A 17940-nucleotide genomic window follows, 5' to 3' on the forward strand; every position below is an offset into this window, starting at 1 on the left:
GAGGAGAGACAACTCATGAAGGACTTTCGCGACAAGGTCGTGGTGATCACCGGTGCCGGTTCGGGCATGGGCCGCGACATCGCCGTCAAACTCGCCGCCCAGGGCGCCCGCCTCGCCATCTCCGACGTCACACCCGACGGACTGGCGGAGACCGAGCGTCTCGTGAAAGCGGCCGGCGCAGAGGTGCATTCGCAACTTCTCAACGTCGCCGAGCGCGAGGCGGTGCTGACCTACGCCGACACCGTCAAGGACCACTTCGGCGTCGTCAACGTGGTCTTCAACAACGCGGGCATCGCGCATCACGGTGAGGTCGAACGCACCGAGTTCAAGGACATCGAGCGCGTCATGGACGTCGACTACTGGGGAGTCGTCAACGGCACCAAGGCGTTCCTGCCGCACCTGATCGCCTCCGGCGACGGCCACGTCGTCAACACGTCGTCGCTGTTCGGTCTTCTCGCCGAACCCGGTCAGGCCGCGTACAACTCGGCGAAGTTCGCCGTCCGCGGTTTCACCGAGGCATTGCGTCAGGAGATGATCATCGCCAAGCACCCGGTGAAGGTCTCCTGCGTGCACCCGGGTGGTATCAAGACCGCGATCGCCCGCAACGCCACCGTCTCCGGAGACCACGATCAGAAGGCCACCGCCGCCTTCTTCGACCGTTACCTCGCACGGATGTCGTCCGAGGACGCCGCCGACGTCATCATCGCGGGCGTGCGGAAGGACAAGGCGCGCATCCTCGTCGGCGCCGACGCCAAGATCCTCGACATCGCGGTGCGCATCGTCGCGTCGAAGTACCAGTGGGTCTCGGCGAAGGCCACCAGCTGGGCGCTGTCGAAGGCCCAGTGACGACTACAGGCCGTGCTCGGCCAGCCACTCGAGCGCGACCTCCCGCGGATCGCTGCCCGTCTCGACCTCGCCCGCCATCGTGGCGAGGTCGGCGGTGGTGATCTCGCCGGCGACCTTGTTCATGGTCTTGACCTGATCACGGTTGAGTGCGGCGGACCGGAAGACGGGCACGAGCACCTCGGCGCGCGGCCCGGACTGGTCGACCGGTCCGGCCTCGGCGCTCGGCTCGTCGGCTGGCGGGTTGTCGGCGGTGTCGCCGCCACCGGCCGAACCGCGTAGGGCCTGAACGTCCGACGACGCGCTCTCGGCGTCCTCTCCCGCGATGTCGAGCGGGGTGAGGAGGCCGACCGCGTCGCCCTCCGATGCACGCCGGAGCACCTCGTCGGTGGCTCCGACCGTCTGCACCGGCCCCAGACGGCAACCCGCCGAGGCGAACGCATCGAGCGTCGCCGGGTCGGGGTCGGAGGTGGCGACCACCGGCAGTCCCGGCGGGAGGAGTGCGCAGTCGTCGAGTCCGCTCGCGCCGACGCTGCCGGCGAGAGTCGTCGACACGAAGATCTGAGGTGCGCCGGACACCGGTGTCTCGTCGCCCACCGAGACTCCCTGCGGCAGCGAACGGTTCAGCTCGACGTAGACGTCCTCGGCACCGACGGCGGTCGACGACGGGGCGAGCATCGTCAGGAGGTCCCCGGTGAAGGCGGGGAAGAGGTCGAGGTCGGCGCGGTCCATCTCGTCGAGGAGCTCCGCGTCGTCTCCGCGTAGCTGATCGGCGGACACGACCGAACCCGCGTTCCGCAGGGCGCCCGCGTACACCTCGGCCATCACCCGCATGGCGGGCTCTTCCGACGAGCCGATCACGATGCCCCGCGGCGGCGAGCCGGCTTCGTCCCCGCAACCGGCGAGGACGACGGCCAGGGCTGCGATCAGCCCGGTGACCACCACGAGATGCTTGCGGGCGAGACGTTTACGCACGTTGTCACCGTATCTGTTATGCGCCGCCATCTGTTCTGCCCCACCGGCTTCAGACACCCTCGGCGATGAAGCCCATGATCGAGCTCGCGATGAGCTGGACGGCGATCGCGGCGAGCAGCAGACCGGCGATCTTGGCCAGCAGGGTGATGCCGCCGACGCCGAGTACGCGGATCAGGACCGTCGAGTACCGGAGCACCAGCATCACCACGATGTGCACGCTGATGATCGCGGCCGCGATGGCCAGGTAGCCGGCGGTCTGACCGTCGACGCTGCTGACCTGCACGATGACCGCGGCGATGGCGCCCGGCCCGGCGAGGAGCGGGGTGCCGAGGGGCACGAGCGCGACGTTGACGTCGTCGGACGCCTTCGGGTTGCCTGCGTTGCCCAGCCCGGTGAGCAGCTGGAGCGCCACCAGCAACAACAGCAGTCCACCCGCACCCTGGAGTGCGGGGATGCCGATGTGCAGATAGTTCAGGATCGCCTTGCCGCCGATCGCGAAGACGCTGATCACCAGGAGGCTCACCAGGGGCGCCTGCCACGCCGCGCGCCGCCGGTACTCGGGCGACCGCTGGCCGACGAGGCTGAGGAACAACGGAATCTGTCCGGGCGGGTCCATGATGACGATCAGCGTGATCAACGTGGTCGTGTACACGGTGACGTCGAAAGGCACGGCCGAATCTTACTGGGGAGGCGTGCCCGGGCCCCGCGGGTACCATCGGCAGGCGTGGCGACGATCCCCCGTTCCGGTCCGCGCGGCCTCCCGCCGCGCGGAGAACACCACCCGGCGCCCGCCTCCGAGAAGCCGGCGCGGGTATCGCGCGCCGTCGTCGACTGCGCGGTCTACATCAACGGCCACCGTCAGCCGGGTGACATCTCCTACCGCGACGCGCTGGCTCAGGTCCGCGAATCCGGCGAGGGTTTCGTCTGGGTCGGCCTGCACTCCCCCGACGATTCCCAGATGACCGATGTGGGCACGACGTTCGGCCTTCACGAACTCGTCGTCGAGGATGCCGTGCACGCACACCAGCGGCCGAAGCTCGAGGTGTACGACGACACGCAGTTCCTCGTGCTGAGAACCGTGCAGTACGTCGAACACGAGTCGATGGCGATGGCCAGCGAGGTGGTGGAGACCGGCGAGATCATGGTGTTCGCCGGACCCGACTTCGTGATCACGGTGCGTCACGGTGAACACACCGAATTGTCGGGCATGCGACGGAATCTCGAGAGCCGTCCCGAACGACTCGCCCTCGGCCCGACTGCCGTCCTGCACGCCGTGGCCGACAAGGTCGTCGACAGCTATCTCGCGGTGACCGACCGTATGGACGTCGACGTCGCCGCCATCGAGGAGTCGGTGTTCAGCCGGCAGAACCGCTGGCTCGACATCGACCCGGTTTATCTGCTGCGACGCGAGGTGCTCGAACTCCGGCGCGCGGTCACCCCGCTCTCGACGCCGCTCCAGACCCTCACCGCGAGCGGTAACCCGTTGGTGCCCAAAGAGGTCCGACGACACCTGCGCGACGTCGCCGATCACCTCACGACCGTCATCGAACGGGTCCTGGAGTACGACGAGCTGCTGAACTCGATGCTGCAGGCCGGCGCCGCGAAGGTCGGCATCCAGCAGACCACCGACATGCGCAAGATCTCGGCGTGGGTCGCGATCGCCGCGGTGCCGACGATGGTCGCCGGGATCTACGGGATGAACTTCGACCACATGCCCGAACTGCACCAACCGTGGGGCTATCCCCTCGTTCTCGGTGTGCTGGTCGCGACCTGCGTCGCCCTGTTCGTGGTATTCCGCCGCAGCCACTGGCTCTGACGACGAGCGCCCCCGGGTACCCGGGGGCGGCCGGTGAGTGCCGTTACCTAACCGGTGGTCGTCGGCCATCGAGAGGCCAGCGTCTCGCACACCGAACGTTGCTCGCTCTCGTCCCGCGCGTGCATCAGCAATCCCTCGACGGTGAACACCGCGATCATCACCTCGGCGTCGACGGTCTCCGGCGGGACTCCCGCCGTCTCCAGTTCGGCACGGAACAGACTGCCGGTGAGCAGGTGGAAGTTGTTGTGCCATTCCGCCACCGCCGGTGAGTGCGGCACGCGGGCATGCACCGTCGTCACCAGACCGCGCATCTCCGTCAACCGCTGCACGATCCACAGCACCCGAGCGGCGATCGGCTCACCCGACACCGCCTGATACATGGGCCACACATCGGCCATCACGGCCGACAGAACCGCGACGAGCACTTCGTCCTTGTCGTCGAAGTACCAGTAGATGGTGTTGGCCGCGACACCGGCTTCCTTGGCCAACCGGTTCATCGACGTCGCCTCGTACCCGCCCTCGATGAACAGCCTCCGCGCGGCGGCGACGATCTCCTCACGCTTCTCGTCGGCGGCTTGCGGCCGCTTGTTCCGCGCCACTGAAGAAGTCACCTCCACAGATTCTCTTGAATGCCGTTCAAGACACTGTTACCGTGTTGAACACCGTTCAAGATACCCCGGCGAAGGTTCTACCCATGTCACGTCAGTTCAGTTACGTCCGGTCCGATGTCACGTTCCGGTCGGGCGACGCCCGGTGCGCCGCCTGGCTCTACCGTCCGGAGGGCGCCGAGAACCCTCCGATCGTCGTCCTCGCCCACGGCTTCGCGGCATTCCGGGAACTACGGCTCGACGCCTATGCGGCACGGTTCGCCCAGGCCGGCTATGCCGCACTCGTCTTCGACTACCGCCACTGGGGTGCCAGTGAGGGCTCACCGCGTCGTGTCCTCGACATCGCCAAGCAGCACGCCGACTGGGATGCCGCGATCGCCTACGTCCGGGGTCTCGACGGCGTCGACACGCGTCGAGTGGTGGCGTGGGGGACGTCCTTCGCCGGCGGCCACGTCCTGAGACTTGCCGCCCACGACCGCGACCTGGCCGCCGCGATCGTCCAGGTGCCGCACGTGAGCGGGCCCGCGTCGGCGTTCTCCCAGTCCCCGGCACTGGTGAGCCGCTTGATCCTCGCCGGAGTACGTGACCAGTTGCGGGCATGCACGGGGCGGCCGCCCTACCGCATGGCCGCCGTCGCGCGACCCGGCGAGATCGCCATGATGACCTCGCCCGGCGCCTACGAGCAGGTCGAACGCATGGGAGACATGCGCGAGGAACTCCTCGCCGAGAACGACGTGGCCGCCCGAATCGCGTTGCGGGTGCCCTTCTACTCCCCCGGACGCCACGCAGCCGACATCGATGTCCCGGTGCTCGTACAGCTCGCCACAAAGGACGACGTCACACCCATCGACAAGGCCCAGGCCATCGCGCGTCGCATACCGAAGGGTGAAGTCCACACCTACGACTGCGCCCACTTCGAGCCGTATCTCGATCCGTACTTCGACACCATCATCGAGCATCAGATCGACTTCCTCGACCGCCACGTGCAAGACCGGCGATGACCACGAACGATCGTCGACGCACCACCGCGGGAAAGCCCGTCCTGGGTCGCACACTCAACCCCTTCGAGTGACGACGGTGCGCAACTGTCGGCGACCGGACGCGAACGGACCCGCCGGGAGCGCGATTGTCCGGTGACCGCACCGGGTAGTCGACCTGGCATGAGCACCACCGACACCGATGCCACCGTCGAGGCCCTGATGGAGCGTGCCGGACGGACCTACGCCGACGACGCCGGGATCACCCTGAAGAACACCCCGTCGCCGCTCTTCGAACTCCTGGTCCTGTCGCTCCTGCTGAGCACGCGGATCTCCGCCGACATCGCGGTCGCCGCAGCTCGCGAGCTGTTCGCCGCCGGGCATCGCACGCCCGAGAAGATGGCGCAGGCGTCGTGGCAGAACCTCGTCGACGCACTGGGACGCGGGCACTACAAGCGCTACGACGAGAGCACTGCCACCCGACTCAAGGAGGCGGGCCGGAAGGTCGTCGACGACTACCACGGGGATCTCCGTGAACTCGCTGCGAAGGCCGACTCCGACCCGGATGCGACCGCCGAGCTCTTGCAGGAGTTCACCGGCATCGGCCCGGTGGGCGCCGACATCTTCCTGCGCGAGGTGCAGTCGGTGTGGGACTGGGTCGCACCGCATTTCGACAAACGGGCTCTCGCCGCCGCGAAGGACCTCGGGCTGCCCGACGACCCCGGCCGTCTCGCAGATCTCGCCGACGGCAGGCCCGAGGTGCTCGCCGCCGCCCTGGTGCGGGCATCGCTGGACAAAGACCTGCTCGACGAGCTCAAGGCCGGTTGAGGGCGGGCCTATCCTGGGAGTGCGGCGATGGACGTCCAGGTTTGAGTCCTGCGCTCCGCGGGCAATCGAGGACCGATTCGCGCCCACTGTGGACAACGAACGTGAGGAGTGCTGGTGTCAGCTGAGGCGATTGCAACCGATCCGACGACGGATGGGGTCTTTCGTGTCCCGACACTTCCCCGCGCCCGCGGTCCGCTGTCCCGAGCGGTGATCGACCTCCTGCGCAGCGATCCCGACGTCACGACGACCGTCGAGGTGCCGGTTGCCCTACATGACGCCGACCCGTACGGCGACGACCTACAGCTGGCGCTGTACCTCTGCTACGAGATGCACTATGTGGGGTTCGCCGACGCCGACGGCACCTGGGAGTGGTCGCCGGCGCTCCTGTCACTGCGCGCCGGTCTCGAGCGGCGCTTCCTGGAGGCCCTCCACCGCGACGTACCCACCGCTGTCGAGGACGAGTCGGTGCAGGCCGAGATGGACGAACTCTGCATCGAGAATCTCGACGGCGACGGCGCGTCCTACTTCCTCCGCGACAACGGGACCTGGGAGCAGTACCGCCAGATGTTCGCACTCCGGTCGCTGTATCACCTCAAGGAGGCAGATCCACACGCCTGGGCGATCCCGCGACTCCGCGGGCAGGCCAAGGCCTCTTTCGTCGCAGTCGAATTCGACGAGTTCGGCGGCGGTCGCGGACGGGCCGTGCACCAGGAGCTCTTCGCCGACCTGCTCCGTTCGGCGGACCTGTCCGCCGACTATCTCGGCTACCTCGACACCGTTCCCGCCGCAGCCCTGACCCCGGTGAACCTGATGTCGCTCTTCGGCCTGCACCGCCGCTACCGCGGTGCAGCCGTCGGGCACCTCGCGGCGACCGAGATCACCTCGTCGCCCGGTTCCCAGCGGCTGCTCGCCGGACTCGAACGGCTCGACGCACCCGAGGCATGCCGGCACTTCTACCGTGAGCACGTCGAAGCCGACGCGGTCCACGAGCAGATCCTGCGCACAGACGTGGTCGGCGACCTCGTCCGGCAGGACCCGAGTGCCGAGGCCGATGTCATCTTCGGAATCCGTGCCTTCTTGTTCGTCGAGGACGCACTCGAGGCACACGTGATGGGTGCCTGGGAACGCGGCGAGAGCGCCTTCCCCGGAATCTAGAAGAACGGAATCCAGAAGAACGGACTAGTCGGCCGAGCGCCGACGGCGCTTGCGGTGACTTGTGTCGCACAGCGGGTAGTTCTTGCTGCGCCCGCACGCACAGATGGCCACCATGAACCGGTCGGACTGCACACGGCAGCCATCCGGTAGTTCGATGTCGACCGGGCCCTCGACGAGCACCGGTCCCCCACGTACCACCCGCACCGCGGTGCGCTCGGCGCCCGCGCCGTTCTCGGTTCGCGCCACGGTGACGTCCTCCAAGGTCATGACTGTTCCGTGTCAGCAGTGTGGCCCGGTGCCGGCTTCCCGTCGACCTTCTCGCCGCCCGGTGCGACGGCCGCGATGCCGACCAGTCGTTCGACGCGGCATCCGCGTTCGAGCAGCCCGCGTTCCTCGAGCCACTCGGCCCGCGCGGTCATGACAGGGCCGAACGGGATGAACCGCTCCGAGACGACCTCGGCGTGCAGACCGCCGGCACGGAGAGCACGCAGCGACGCCTCCTCGTCGGCGAACTCGGAATGCACCAGCAGGAACGCTCCGCCGGGCCGCAGCAGCGTCGGGACGTGCTCGCACAGAAGGTCCAACACCGCCCGACCGTCGAGGCCGGCATCCCAGGCGTGCGACGGTCCCGCCGGGTGGTACCGGGGATCGTCGACCGGGGGCGTCGGCACGTAGGGCGGGTTGCAGGTCACGACGTCGTACTGCCCTACGTGGCGGGTCAGGTCGCCGTGCTGGACGGTGACGGACACCCCGGCAGTCAGCGAGGCCCAGCGCGCGTAGGCCACTGCGTCGGCGGATGCGTCGACGGCGGTGACCTCGGCTGCGCCCCGGCGCGCGGCGGCGATCGCGATCGCACCGCTACCTGTACACAGATCGAGGACGTTCTTGCCGTCCACGCCCAGGGAACGCACCATGTCGATGAGCAGTTCGGTGTCCTGCTGGGGCAGATAGACCTCGCCGACCGTGGCGATCCCGGAGGCGGCGGTGGTGGCCCGCGGCGTTGCGGGCGATGCGGATGTCAGCGTCACCAGTGCATCGTTCCCGTTTCTCACTGTGGTGAAACCTCAGCCGGGCGTGGCCGACGCGCGATTCGGCTCCGTGACGTCGATACCGGCCTCCCGCCACGCGTCCCGGAGAGCGTCTGCGCCCTTGAGCCGCACCCAGGCCGCCTCGTTGGCGGTGATCGGCACCGCCCGGAGCAGACGGACGGGGTCCATCGGATCGGACAGCTCGACCTCGCCGAGTTCGTCGGCGGACAGCAGCACCGCCGTGCAGGTGGCGCCGTCCCACAGCGGTTCGCCCAGATCGACGAGCGCATCGGCGTCGAGGATCAATCCCTCGACCGCCGGCGCGGCCGCCAGCGTCGCCATGCGCTTGTGCAGCCCCGGGAGCGGGGAACCCGCGCGCATTCGTACGACGAGTTCGGCGCGTGGCCCCTTCACCGGGTCGGCGTGGAGATCGGTCGGATCCGACATCGGGTGGCGTGCGCATCCCGACGTCACGTAGACCAGTTCACCGGGAGCGGCGTCGTCGAGCACGAATCGCAGAACGTCGATCGGTTCGACGCCGAGGAACGTCACCGACGCCCGCTGTGGTTCGGCGCCCAGCCGATCCCGGAGATGTTTCCCGACGAGGTCGGTCACCGATTCAGTCACGTCCGACAGGCTACCGAGAAGTCTGCGACCGATTTGAGCCCTCGTCTAGCCTGGAACAATGGTCCGGGTTCTGGCGGTCGCCGACGAGGTGGTGGACTCTCTCACCTACGGCGTCGGTATCGAGGGGCGTCCCGACCTCATCCTCGGCGCCGGCGACCTCCCGTTCGACTATCTCGAGATCCTGTCGACGCTGTGCGATGCCCCGTGCGTCTACGTCCCCGGCAACCACGACCGGGAACTCCGGGGTTACCGGCGCGGGCGTACCGGTTGGACCCGCGCGGGCATCCCCGCCGAGGACCCGGGTCCGTGCGGCGGCATCAACGCCGACGGCCGCACCGTGACGGTCGCCGGACTGCGCATCAGCGGACTCGGCGGAAGCCGCTGCTACAACGGCGGGACCAACCAGTACACCGACATCCAGCAACGTCTGCGGGCGATGCGGCTGCGCTGCGGGAACGTCCTGTCGAAACCCACGCAGGCGAACTCGGGCGGCACCGACATCCTCCTCACCCACAGTCCCGCGCGCGGCGTCGGCGACGGCGACGACACCCCACATCAGGGTTTCGACTGCTATCACCCCCTCGTGCGCGCACTGCGCCCGACACTGCTCGTCCACGGGCACGTTCATCCCTACGGCAGTCGCCCACGCGACCTACCGATCGGCGAGACGACGACGTCGATGAACGTCGTGGGCTTCTGCCAGTTCGACATCGATCCCGCGACGCGGAAGGTGGAGATCGTGAGGCGCAGGCATGGCGCGTGACACCGGATTCCCCGAGGCCGACGCCGAAAACGACTTCGCCCGGTTACGACGCCGGGCCGAACGTGCCCGTCTCGCACAGTGGTTCATGCGGCAGCCGGCGGACGTCAACACCGTCCTGCCCTTCGACGAGGTCGTCGCGGCACTCGGCGCCACGGGCAAGACCGTGCTCGGACTCCAGGTCGTCGAGGTGTCCTCGATCGTCGGAAGCGTCGACCGGACCAAGGATTTCGACCGGTACTTCCGCCCCACCTCGTCACACATGCGAGAACGGTGGCAGCGTATCGCCGCCGCCCAGCGCCGGGGCGAGTCGGTGCCGCCGGTGCAGCTCTACCGGGTCGGATCGATGCATTTCGTCATCGACGGCCACCACCGCGTGTCGATCGCCATCGCACGCAATCTGACCACGATCGACGCCTACGTGACCGAGATCCACACGCGCATCTCACCGGAGGGCATCAACGCACCGTCGGATCTGATTCTCAAGGACCACCGGCGGCTGTTCTTGTCGCGGGTCCCGCTCGAGGGAGCGCAGGCCGAGGCGATCAAACTGACCGACGCCTTCGACTACGCCGAACTCGCGGAGAACGTGGAGGCGTGGGGTTTTCGGCTCTCCCAGGAGCTCGGCGAGTTCCTGAGCCGTACCGAGGTCGCCCGACGCTGGTTCGGCGAAGAGTTCCTGCCCGTCGTCCGCATGGCCCGCCGGGCGGGCATTCGCGACGACTTGACCAGCGACGCCGAGCTCTACATGTGGGTGGCATGCGAACGCTATCGCCTGGTGCGCAGGCACGTGTGGGACGAGAAGGTCTTCGACGAACTGCGCGACCACTCCGACCGTAAACGGCGGTAGTGGTCGCGCAGCGACGTGACGCGGACCCGGATCAGCGGCGGCGCAGCGACTCTCCCGAGCTCTGGTCGAAGACCGCCACCTTCGAGGCGTCGTAGAACAGCTCGGCGGTCGAACCGCGGGTGACCTTCGAGTCCGGCGACAGGCGGGCGATGAGCTGATTGCCACCGAGATCGGCGCCGGAGTCGGCGGACAGTTCGGCGAGCGCATCGCTCGACGCCCGGTTCGACCCGTTGCCGACACCGAAGTAGGCGTAGATGTCCGAGCCCATCGACTCCAGGACGTCGATGTTCGCGGTGAACGTCGCACCCTGGCGACGAGTGGTGTCGTCGACGAGGGAGGCGTCCTCGAGGTGCTCGGGGCGGATGCCGATGAGAACCTCACCGCTGCTGCCGACGTCACCGGCGCGTGAGACCACGGCGCGATGGTCGTCGAGGGCGATGGTGCCGATCGCGGTCTCGATGCCGTCCGTGCCCAGGCGACCGGACAGGAAGTTCATCGCAGGCGACCCGATGAACCCGGCGACGAACACATTGGTCGGGTTGTTGTATAGCTCCTGGGGCGAGCCGATCTGCTGGACGTGTCCGCCACGCAGCACGACGACACGGTCGCCGAGGGTCATCGCCTCGGTCTGGTCGTGTGTCACGTAGACGGTGGTGGTCCCGAGTCGCTGCTGCAGCTGGGCGATCTCGGTGCGCATCTGCACACGCAGCTTGGCGTCGAGGTTCGACAACGGCTCGTCCATGAGGAATGCCTTGGGCGAGCGCACGATCGCGCGGCCCATCGCCACACGCTGACGCTGACCGCCGGACAGGTTGGCCGGCTTGCGGTCCAGGTACTGCCCGAGATCGAGGATGCGCGCGGCCTCGTCGACCTTGGCGGCGATCTGATCCTTCGGCAGCTTCTGCAGCGTCAGCGGGAAGGCGATGTTGTCACGCACCGTCATGTGCGGATAGAGCGCGTAGCTCTGGAACACCATGGCGATGTCGCGGTCCTTGGGGGCACGCTCGTTGACGCGTTCCCCGCCGATCCGCAGCTCGCCCGAGGAGATGTCCTCGAGTCCCGCGATCATGTTGAGCGTCGTCGACTTTCCGCATCCCGACGGTCCGACGAGGATCACGAACTCGCCGTCGCCGATCTCGATGTCGACCCCGTGGACCGCGGTGGAGCCGTCCGGGTACTGCTTGGTGACCTTGTCCAGAACGATGTCTGCCATGGGTTATCCCTTCACGGCGCCGGAAGTCAGACCGGCCACGATTCGACGTTGGAAGAACAGCACGAAGATGATGATGGGGATGGTGATGACGACCGCGGCGGCCGAGATCGACCCGGTCGGTTCCTCGAACTGCGAGCTGCCGGTGAAGTTGGCGATGGCCACCGGCGCGGTGATCGCTCGTTCGGTTGAGGTCAGCGACAGCGCGAGAAGCAGGTCGTTCCAGGCGAAGATGAACACCAGGATCGCGGCGGTCACCACACCCGGCGCGGCCAGCGGCGCGATCACCTTGCGGAACGCCTGCCACGGGGTGGCGCCGTCCATCTTCGCCGCCTTCTCCAGCTCCCAGGGGATCTCCCGGAAGAAGGCCGACAGCGTGTAGATCGCCAGCGGCAGCGCGAAGGTGATGTACGGCAGGATCAGGCCCGGCCAGGTGTCGAAGAGACCCAGCCGACGTTCGATGTTGAACAGCGGTGTCACCAGCGAGATCTGCGGGAACATCGCGATCAGCAGCGCCGCGCCGATGAGGACCTTCTTGCCCGGGAACTCCAGTCGGGCAACGGCGTAGGCGGCCATGGTGCCCAGGAGCACCGCGATGAGGGTCGTGATCAGACCGACGCCGATCGAGTTGATCAGCGCCGAGGTGAAGGCACTGGTCTCGAAGATCGACTTGTAGTTGTCGAGAGTGAACTCGGTCGGGATGAACTTCCCGTCGGTCACGCTCGACGCCGGCTTGAACGACAGGCTGATGATCCACAGCAGCGGGATGAGTGCGTACAGGATCACCAGGATGTTGGCGATCGACCACCACGCCTTGGATTTTCCGCTCGAATTCACCGGATTACCTCCCCTCGTCGTCGGAACCCGGTGCGGCGGTGCCGAACCCCTTGATGAACACGAACGCGATGATCGCCACGCAGACGAAGATCAGGATCGAGATCGCCGATCCGACTCCCAGATTGAATGCGCCGAACAGGTTGTCGTAGCCCAGCATCGACACCGAGTAGGTGTTGTTGGACCCGCTGGTGAGCACGTAGATGTTGTCGAACACGCGGAACGCGTCGAGCGTACGGAACAGCAGCGCGACGAGGATGGCGGGCTTCATCAGCGGAAGGATGATGCGCCACAGACGCGTCCACGCTCCCGCGCCGTCGACCTGTGCGGCCTTCAGCAGGTCGTCGGGCACCAGTGCCAGACCCGCCAGCAGCAGCAGCGCCATGAACGGCGTGGTCTTCCAGACCTCGGCGAGGATGATGATCGCCAGCGACGGCCACTGCTCGGTGAGCGGCGCACTGCCGTCAGGCAGCAGGTTCGCCAGGTAGCCGGTGCCCGGGGTCCACGCGTAGTACCAGGAGAACGCCGCCGCGACGGTCACGATGCCGTAGGGGATCAGGACCACCGTGCGAATCGTGCCGCGTCCGAAGATGGTGCGGTGCATCACCAGTGCGATGGCCATGCCCAGGACGAGTTCGATGAGCACCGACACGACCGTGATCCCCACGGTGACACCGAATGCCGTCCACCAGTAGTTGTCGGTCAGCACCGTCGCGTAGTTCGAGAACCAGACGAACTCGCGTTCGCCGGGTGCCGACAGGCTCATCTTGTTCAGGGAGAGCCAGACCGCGTAGATGATCGGATAACCGGTCACCAGCAGCATCATCAGTGCAGCGGGCGCGACGAGCCAGAAGGCGAGCCGCCGCTCGGCGGTCTTGCCCTCACTGCGCTTGCGGGGTTTCGTCGCGGACTCGGTGCGGGGTCGTTCGGCGACGGCGGTGGCAGCCCCCGATGACGGTGCGACACCGACGGATCCTGGACTCGATCCCACCGGGTTCACCGCCGACGACGCCGACGGGTTCGAACCGGAAGATGCCTCGTGGCGTCCTCCCGGAGGGGCCTTCCACAGTTCGTCCGAGTGGACCGGCGGGTTGTCGCCCACGATCGGGATCGGACCGGTCTGGGCCGGTGCATCGTCGGGCAGCGCGTGACGGCCGGCGCGGAACGTGGACTCGTCCTTGTTCGGCCTGCGCCCGGGTGTGTTGTCGTCGGTCACGGAACCAACCCTTCCCCGTCGATTGCCTTCTGGACGGCCTCGGCGAGTTCGTCCACCAGTGTCTCCGGATCCCACGCCCCCACCGGACTCAGCTTCGCCTGCAGCAGGGTCGAGATCGCCTGGTACTCAGGCGACTTCGGCCGCACCGCGGCGTGCTCGGGCTGGAGCTGGCGCTTGATCTCCTCGGCCATCGGGTAGGCGAGGCGGAAATCGGCGTCGTCATAGATCGATTCGATCACCGGAGGCGGGCCCGCGTTGAGCGAGAAGTTCTTCTGCGAGGCCTCGCTGGTGATGCACTCGGCGGCCTGCCAGGCCAGTTCCTGCTGCTCGGAGGTGCTCGCGACGGCGATGTTGATACCGCCGAGGGTCGTCTTGGTCGGCAAGCCCTCGAAGCCCGGGTACGGCGCGAAGTCGAAGACCTTCTGCATCTCGCGGTTGAGCGGGATCACATCCCGGTCGGACGGCGGATTCGCGCTGTCGGCGTACAGGTTCGCGTACTGCGTCAGGTCGAGGAACGGAACCGCGCCGGCGACCGCGTTCTCGCGCATGCCGGGGAACACGAAGGGCCAGTTGACCTCATAGAGGGCCTTGCCGCTCTCCATGCCGAGTCGGGCCGCCCCCTCGTCGGAATTGGTCAGCGACGGGTCGGCGCCCGGTGCGGTGGCCACCGCCTTGAGCGTGCGGAGTGCGCGGACCGTGGCGGCGCGATGTTCCGGGGTGTCGTTGAGGGTGACCTGGTCGGGGTTGTCGGGGTCGACGACCTGCCCGCCGGCGCTGACGAGCACCGAGTTGAACCAGACCATCAGGCCCTCATATTGCCTGCCCTGCACCATGATGTAGGTCGGTCCGCCGTTGCGGCCGCTGACCAGTGCGTCCTCGAGCATCCCGTCCCACGTCGAGGCGGGGCGTCGTCGGTCGACCTTGTCCTCGAGGACGTCCTTGCGGTACCAGAGCAACTGGGTGTTGGTGGAGAACGGGATCGCGTAGAGGCGTTCGCGCTCATCCTCATCCGTCTTCCACACCGCGGTGTCGAGGGGGCCGCCGAGCGAGCGCGCGGAGACCTCCGCGGCCATCGCGTCCGGCACCGGGACCATCCAGCCGGCGTCGGCGAACTCCGCGGTCCACACCACGTCCATGCCCATGAGGTCGAGCCCGGAGTCGTTGCCCGCGAGGCGACGGGCCAACTGCAGTCGCTGATCGTCGGCGCCCTTGGGCAGCGGCGTCGTGACGACCTTGTAGGCACCGTTGGAGTCGGCCGAACACTTGTCGCCGATCGCGGCGAAGGTGTCGGCACCGTCGGCCGGCGGATAGAAATTCAGTACGCCCGCTTCATATCCCGAGCCACACGCCGACAACACGGGAAGCGCCGCGGCCGCGGCGACTGCCGCCGCGAGGACCTTTCGCCTTACGCGACTTGTGGTTCGAGAGCCGGGCGGGCCGCCCTCCGATCGTCGGGAACCCCCCGATCGGCCAGTGCGGCCCGTTCCATCATCAGTGCTGACCCTGCTCCGCACGCAGCCTCCTCGATGTCGTACGCGGCGAACACCCGAGGTGCTCCGCCGTGAGCGTCCGAGGTGCAACGCTATACGTCGCGATTCGTGACATGCAACACATCCGGCATGGGCGTGCCACTCCCGTGTCGATCGTGATCGCCCCGTGTCCTCTAGGACAGGAGTCTCACATCGTCAGGCGGGCGAGCATGTCGCGCGCTTTCTCTGCGCTTTTCGGGTCGCAGAGGACGTCGTAGCGTCCGGCGACGAGTTGCATCGTCGACGCGAAATCGCGCTGTCCGCGGGTGGCGGCGTACGGAATCGTCGCCGAGATCACACCGAAGACCATGCCGCCCACGATGCCGGCGATGATCGGCCCGAGCGGCGAGCCGGTGAAGACGAGGGCGACGAGACACCCGAAGAAGAACCCGAGCCAGGCGCCGGACACCAGACCGCCACCGATCACCTTGCCCCACGTCAGGCGCCCGATGACACGCTCGACCTGCATGAGGTCGACGCCCACGATCGTGACGTCCTGAACCGTGAAGTTCTCGTCGGACAGGTAGTCCACCGCACGCTGGGCCTCGGCGTAGGTGCTGTAGGAGCCGATCGGCCAGCCCTTGGGCGGGGTCGGCAGGCCCGGTGTCTCCCGGCTCGGGCGCATGGGGTTCGTCATTTTCGGGACCTCCCTCGTGGAAGTGGATCGACGGACGTCGCGGCTGATCCATACTCGCCGACGACGTTCGCCGAACCGTTGGCACTACCCTTACTCCCATGTCGTCGGTGAGCAAGGTGTTCGTGGCCAGATTAGTCGGGTTGGCCGTCCTTGGTCCCGATGGTGAATCCATCGGGCGGGTCCGTGACGTGGTGATCTCGATCCGATTGTCGGGTCAGCAGCCGCGCGCGCTCGGCCTCGCCGTCGAATTGACCACCCGCCGAAGGATTTTCGTCCCGATGCTGCGCGTGACCGGTATCGAGCCGCGGGCGGTGACCCTCAACACCGGAACGGTGAGCCTCCGGAAGCTGCACCTGCGTCCCGGCGAGGCCCTGGCGATCGGTCAGATCCTCGACACGCGGGTCCGTGTCACCGATCCCGATCTGCCCGAACTCGCCGACGCCGACGTGACCGTGGTCGATCTCGGTATCGAGCGCACCCGTACCCGGGACTGGGTCGTGTCGCGGGTGGCCGTTCGTGCGGGCCGTCGTGGGCTGCGTCGGCGTCACGAGACCCACGTCGTGGAATGGTCCAGCGTCCAGGGGATCACGCAGTCCTCCCTCGATCTGCCGGGACAGGGCGTCGCCCAGGCCCTGATGCAGTTCGAGGGGATGCGTCCGGCCGACGTGGCCAACGCCCTGCGCGAGCTGCCGCCGAAGCGACGCGGCGAGATCGCGGCCGCGCTCGACGACGAACGGCTCGCCGACGTCCTCCAGGAGTTGCCGCCCGACGACCAGAAGGCGATGCTGACCGCGCTCGGCCGTGACCGGGCGGTCACGATCCTCGAGGAGATGGACCCCGACGACGCCGCGGACCTCCTCGGCGAGCTGCCCGACACCGAGGCCGAGGCCCTGCTCGAGGAGATGGACCCGGAGGAATCCGAACCGGTCCGCCGACTCCTGTTGCACTCCCCCGACACCGCCGGTGGTGTGATGACCTCCGAGCCGATCATCGTCAGCCCGTCGACCACGATCGCCGAGGCGCTCGCCCGCGTCCGCAACCCCGACCTCACCCCGGCCGCGGCGAGCATCGTCTTCGTCGTGCGCCCTCCGACGTCGACGCCGACCGGCAAGTACCTCGGCTGCGTCCATCTGCAGGCGCTGCTGCGGGAGCCGCCCGCCCACCTCGTCGGCGGCATCCTGGACACCGACCTCGCCCAGCTGCACCCCGAGGACTCCCTGGAGACGATGACCCGCTACTTCGCGACCTACAACCTCGTCTGCGGCCCGGTGGTCGACGAGGCCGGCCACCTACTCGGCGCCGTCAGCGTCGACGACCTCCTCGACGAGATCCTGCCGCGCGACTGGCGTGAGACCGAACCCGAGGACATCGACCGGCCGTCCGGCGCCGGCGCGCAGGTGAGGATCCGATGAGCGAACAGGGCGGACGCAAACTCGACACCCCGAGCACGCGGCGTACCATCTCGTTCAATCTCGACTCCGACGTGGTCGGGATGTACAGCGAACGTGTCGCGCGATTCCTCGGGACCGGCCGGTACCTGGCCATCCAGACCGTGGTCGTGATCGTGTGGATCGCGCTGAACCTGGTCGCGGTGACGATCCGGTGGGACCCGTACCCGTTCATCCTCCTTAATCTGGCCTTCTCCACGCAGGCGGCCTACGCCGCTCCTCTGATCCTGCTCGCGCAGAACCGCCAGGAGAACCGCGACCGGGTGGCGCTCGAGGAGGACCGGATGCGGTCGGCGCAGACCAAGGCCGACACCGAGTTCCTTGCCCGCGAGCTGGCCGCCGTCCGCCTGGCCGTCGGCGACACCGTCACGCGCGACTACCTGCGCAAGGAGCTCGACGACCTGCTCGACGAGCTGACCGAAAGGCTCGCCGCTCGCGACGCGGAGAGCGCGGACGAAGCGGACGCCGACGACCGATCCCAGTGACGAATTGTCCCCCGATCTGGTCCGATAGACGCTCGTCATCGCTCCGTTATGTCACTCCAGTAACTTCTCTCCCATGAGTTTGCCGCCGTAACTTTTCGCATCGCAGCGACGAAG

Annotated in this window: 20 protein-coding genes; 9 read left to right on the forward strand and 11 right to left on the reverse strand. The window is 67.6% G+C overall.

Annotated features, from left to right (window positions below):
* Positions 1–15: 15 nt before the first annotated feature.
* Positions 16–846: an SDR family NAD(P)-dependent oxidoreductase gene (locus tag M1L58_RS07230; protein WP_248658357.1), complete on the forward strand. Its 831-nt coding sequence runs from the start codon at positions 16–18 to the stop codon at positions 844–846.
* A gap of 3 nt (positions 847–849) precedes the next feature.
* Here the strand turns inward: M1L58_RS07230 and M1L58_RS07235 are convergent, their stop codons facing one another.
* Both M1L58_RS07235 and M1L58_RS07240 read right to left on the reverse strand, forming a co-directional pair.
* Positions 850–1818, reverse strand: coding sequence for a glycine betaine ABC transporter substrate-binding protein (locus tag M1L58_RS07235; protein WP_248658358.1), 969 nt, complete (start codon positions 1816–1818; stop codon positions 850–852).
* A gap of 49 nt (positions 1819–1867) precedes the next feature.
* Positions 1868–2488, reverse strand: a complete 621-nt coding sequence (locus tag M1L58_RS07240; protein WP_006865837.1) for a MarC family protein — start codon at positions 2486–2488, stop codon at positions 1868–1870.
* A gap of 54 nt (positions 2489–2542) precedes the next feature.
* Here M1L58_RS07240 and M1L58_RS07245 point away from each other — a divergent pair, with 54 nt between their 5' ends.
* Positions 2543–3634: a magnesium and cobalt transport protein CorA gene (locus M1L58_RS07245; protein WP_006865838.1), complete on the forward strand. Its 1092-nt coding sequence runs from the start codon at positions 2543–2545 to the stop codon at positions 3632–3634.
* Positions 3635–3681: 47 nt separating this feature from the next.
* Here the strand turns inward: M1L58_RS07245 and M1L58_RS07250 are convergent, their stop codons facing one another.
* On the reverse strand, positions 3682–4233 hold the full coding sequence (locus M1L58_RS07250; RefSeq protein WP_248658456.1) for a TetR/AcrR family transcriptional regulator: 552 nt from the start codon (positions 4231–4233) through the stop codon (positions 3682–3684).
* A gap of 95 nt (positions 4234–4328) precedes the next feature.
* Here M1L58_RS07250 and M1L58_RS07255 point away from each other — a divergent pair, with 95 nt between their 5' ends.
* The 3 genes from M1L58_RS07255 to M1L58_RS07265 all read left to right on the forward strand — a co-directional run bounded on the left by M1L58_RS07255 (position 4329) and on the right by M1L58_RS07265 (position 7202).
* Entirely contained in the window at positions 4329–5243 is a 915-nt protein-coding gene (locus tag M1L58_RS07255) for an alpha/beta hydrolase (RefSeq protein ID WP_248658359.1), read from the forward strand.
* Positions 5244–5402: 159 nt separating this feature from the next.
* Complete coding sequence (locus M1L58_RS07260; protein WP_006865841.1) at positions 5403–6047, forward strand: hypothetical protein; 645 nt, start codon at positions 5403–5405, stop codon at positions 6045–6047.
* Between the two features lie 108 nt (positions 6048–6155).
* Positions 6156–7202, forward strand: coding sequence for an iron-containing redox enzyme family protein (locus M1L58_RS07265; protein ID WP_248658360.1), 1047 nt, complete (start codon positions 6156–6158; stop codon positions 7200–7202).
* Between the two features lie 24 nt (positions 7203–7226).
* Here the strand turns inward: M1L58_RS07265 and M1L58_RS07270 are convergent, their stop codons facing one another.
* Genes M1L58_RS07270 through M1L58_RS07280 form a run of 3 tightly spaced genes read right to left on the reverse strand, consistent with a single transcriptional unit; the run spans position 7227 to position 8857 of the window.
* A complete protein-coding gene (locus M1L58_RS07270) occupies positions 7227–7469 on the reverse strand; it encodes a CDGSH iron-sulfur domain-containing protein (protein WP_232715725.1) in 243 nt (80 codons plus the stop codon).
* A complete protein-coding gene (locus M1L58_RS07275; protein WP_248658361.1) occupies positions 7466–8230 on the reverse strand; it encodes a HemK2/MTQ2 family protein methyltransferase in 765 nt (254 codons plus the stop codon). The genes M1L58_RS07270 and M1L58_RS07275 overlap by 4 nt, the downstream gene beginning before the upstream one ends.
* Positions 8231–8266: 36 nt before the next feature.
* Positions 8267–8857, reverse strand: a complete 591-nt coding sequence (locus M1L58_RS07280; RefSeq protein ID WP_248658362.1) for a suppressor of fused domain protein — start codon at positions 8855–8857, stop codon at positions 8267–8269.
* 58 nt (positions 8858–8915) lie between these two features.
* Here M1L58_RS07280 and M1L58_RS07285 point away from each other — a divergent pair, with 58 nt between their 5' ends.
* Positions 8916–9620, forward strand: coding sequence for a metallophosphoesterase family protein (locus M1L58_RS07285; RefSeq protein WP_248658363.1), 705 nt, complete (start codon positions 8916–8918; stop codon positions 9618–9620).
* The gene (locus M1L58_RS07290; RefSeq protein ID WP_248658364.1) at positions 9610–10467 is read left to right on the forward strand and encodes a chromosome partitioning protein ParB; all 858 of its coding nucleotides are present in this window, start codon (positions 9610–9612) and stop codon (positions 10465–10467) included. The genes M1L58_RS07285 and M1L58_RS07290 overlap by 11 nt, the downstream gene beginning before the upstream one ends.
* Before the next feature lie 31 nt (positions 10468–10498).
* Here M1L58_RS07290 and M1L58_RS07295 read toward each other — a convergent pair whose 3' ends face one another.
* From M1L58_RS07295 to M1L58_RS07315, 5 genes are all read right to left on the reverse strand, one after another.
* Complete coding sequence (locus tag M1L58_RS07295; RefSeq protein ID WP_248658365.1) at positions 10499–11680, reverse strand: ABC transporter ATP-binding protein; 1182 nt, start codon at positions 11678–11680, stop codon at positions 10499–10501.
* 3 nt (positions 11681–11683) lie between these two features.
* The gene (locus M1L58_RS07300) at positions 11684–12514 is read right to left on the reverse strand and encodes a carbohydrate ABC transporter permease (protein ID WP_006865849.1); all 831 of its coding nucleotides are present in this window, start codon (positions 12512–12514) and stop codon (positions 11684–11686) included.
* A gap of 4 nt (positions 12515–12518) precedes the next feature.
* The gene (locus M1L58_RS07305; RefSeq protein WP_308221794.1) at positions 12519–13727 is read right to left on the reverse strand and encodes a carbohydrate ABC transporter permease; all 1209 of its coding nucleotides are present in this window, start codon (positions 13725–13727) and stop codon (positions 12519–12521) included.
* Positions 13724–15085, reverse strand: a complete 1362-nt coding sequence (locus M1L58_RS07310; RefSeq protein WP_154882878.1) for an extracellular solute-binding protein — start codon at positions 15083–15085, stop codon at positions 13724–13726. Before M1L58_RS07310 ends, M1L58_RS07305 begins: the two co-directional genes overlap by 4 nt.
* Before the next feature lie 319 nt (positions 15086–15404).
* Positions 15405–15893 carry a general stress protein gene (locus M1L58_RS07315; RefSeq protein ID WP_006865852.1) on the reverse strand — a complete coding sequence of 163 codons (489 nt, stop codon included), beginning with the start codon at positions 15891–15893 and terminating at the stop codon, positions 15405–15407.
* A 98-nt stretch (positions 15894–15991) separates the two neighbouring features.
* On the opposite strand from M1L58_RS07315, the gene M1L58_RS07320 reads away from it, so the two are divergent.
* On the forward strand, positions 15992–17305 hold the full coding sequence (locus M1L58_RS07320) for a magnesium transporter MgtE N-terminal domain-containing protein (RefSeq protein WP_040535540.1): 1314 nt from the start codon (positions 15992–15994) through the stop codon (positions 17303–17305).
* Positions 17302–17826 (forward strand): DUF1003 domain-containing protein, encoded by a 525-nt coding sequence (locus M1L58_RS07325; protein WP_006865854.1) that lies wholly within the window; start codon positions 17302–17304, stop codon positions 17824–17826. The genes M1L58_RS07320 and M1L58_RS07325 overlap by 4 nt, the downstream gene beginning before the upstream one ends.
* The last annotated feature ends 114 nt before the right edge of the window (positions 17827–17940 follow it).

It is taken from the genome of Gordonia sp. C13 (assembly GCF_023218005.1).
Lineage (GTDB): Bacteria > Actinomycetota > Actinomycetes > Mycobacteriales > Mycobacteriaceae > Gordonia > Gordonia namibiensis.

Coding starts and splice junctions, on each gene's coding strand:
- M1L58_RS07230 (WP_248658357.1), top strand. CDS start 16: ATGAAGGACTTTCGCGACAAGGTCGTGGTGATCACCGGTGCCGGTTCG.
- M1L58_RS07255 (WP_248658359.1), top strand. CDS start 4,329: ATGTCACGTCAGTTCAGTTACGTCCGGTCCGATGTCACGTTCCGGTCG.
- M1L58_RS07260 (WP_006865841.1), top strand. CDS start 5,403: ATGAGCACCACCGACACCGATGCCACCGTCGAGGCCCTGATGGAGCGT.
- M1L58_RS07270 (WP_232715725.1), bottom strand. CDS start 7,469: ATGACCTTGGAGGACGTCACCGTGGCGCGAACCGAGAACGGCGCGGGC.
- M1L58_RS07285 (WP_248658363.1), top strand. CDS start 8,916: ATGGTCCGGGTTCTGGCGGTCGCCGACGAGGTGGTGGACTCTCTCACC.
- M1L58_RS07290 (WP_248658364.1), top strand. CDS start 9,610: ATGGCGCGTGACACCGGATTCCCCGAGGCCGACGCCGAAAACGACTTC.
- M1L58_RS07295 (WP_248658365.1), bottom strand. CDS start 11,680: ATGGCAGACATCGTTCTGGACAAGGTCACCAAGCAGTACCCGGACGGC.
- M1L58_RS07315 (WP_006865852.1), bottom strand. CDS start 15,893: ATGACGAACCCCATGCGCCCGAGCCGGGAGACACCGGGCCTGCCGACC.
- M1L58_RS07320 (WP_040535540.1), top strand. CDS start 15,992: ATGTCGTCGGTGAGCAAGGTGTTCGTGGCCAGATTAGTCGGGTTGGCC.
- M1L58_RS07325 (WP_006865854.1), top strand. CDS start 17,302: ATGAGCGAACAGGGCGGACGCAAACTCGACACCCCGAGCACGCGGCGT.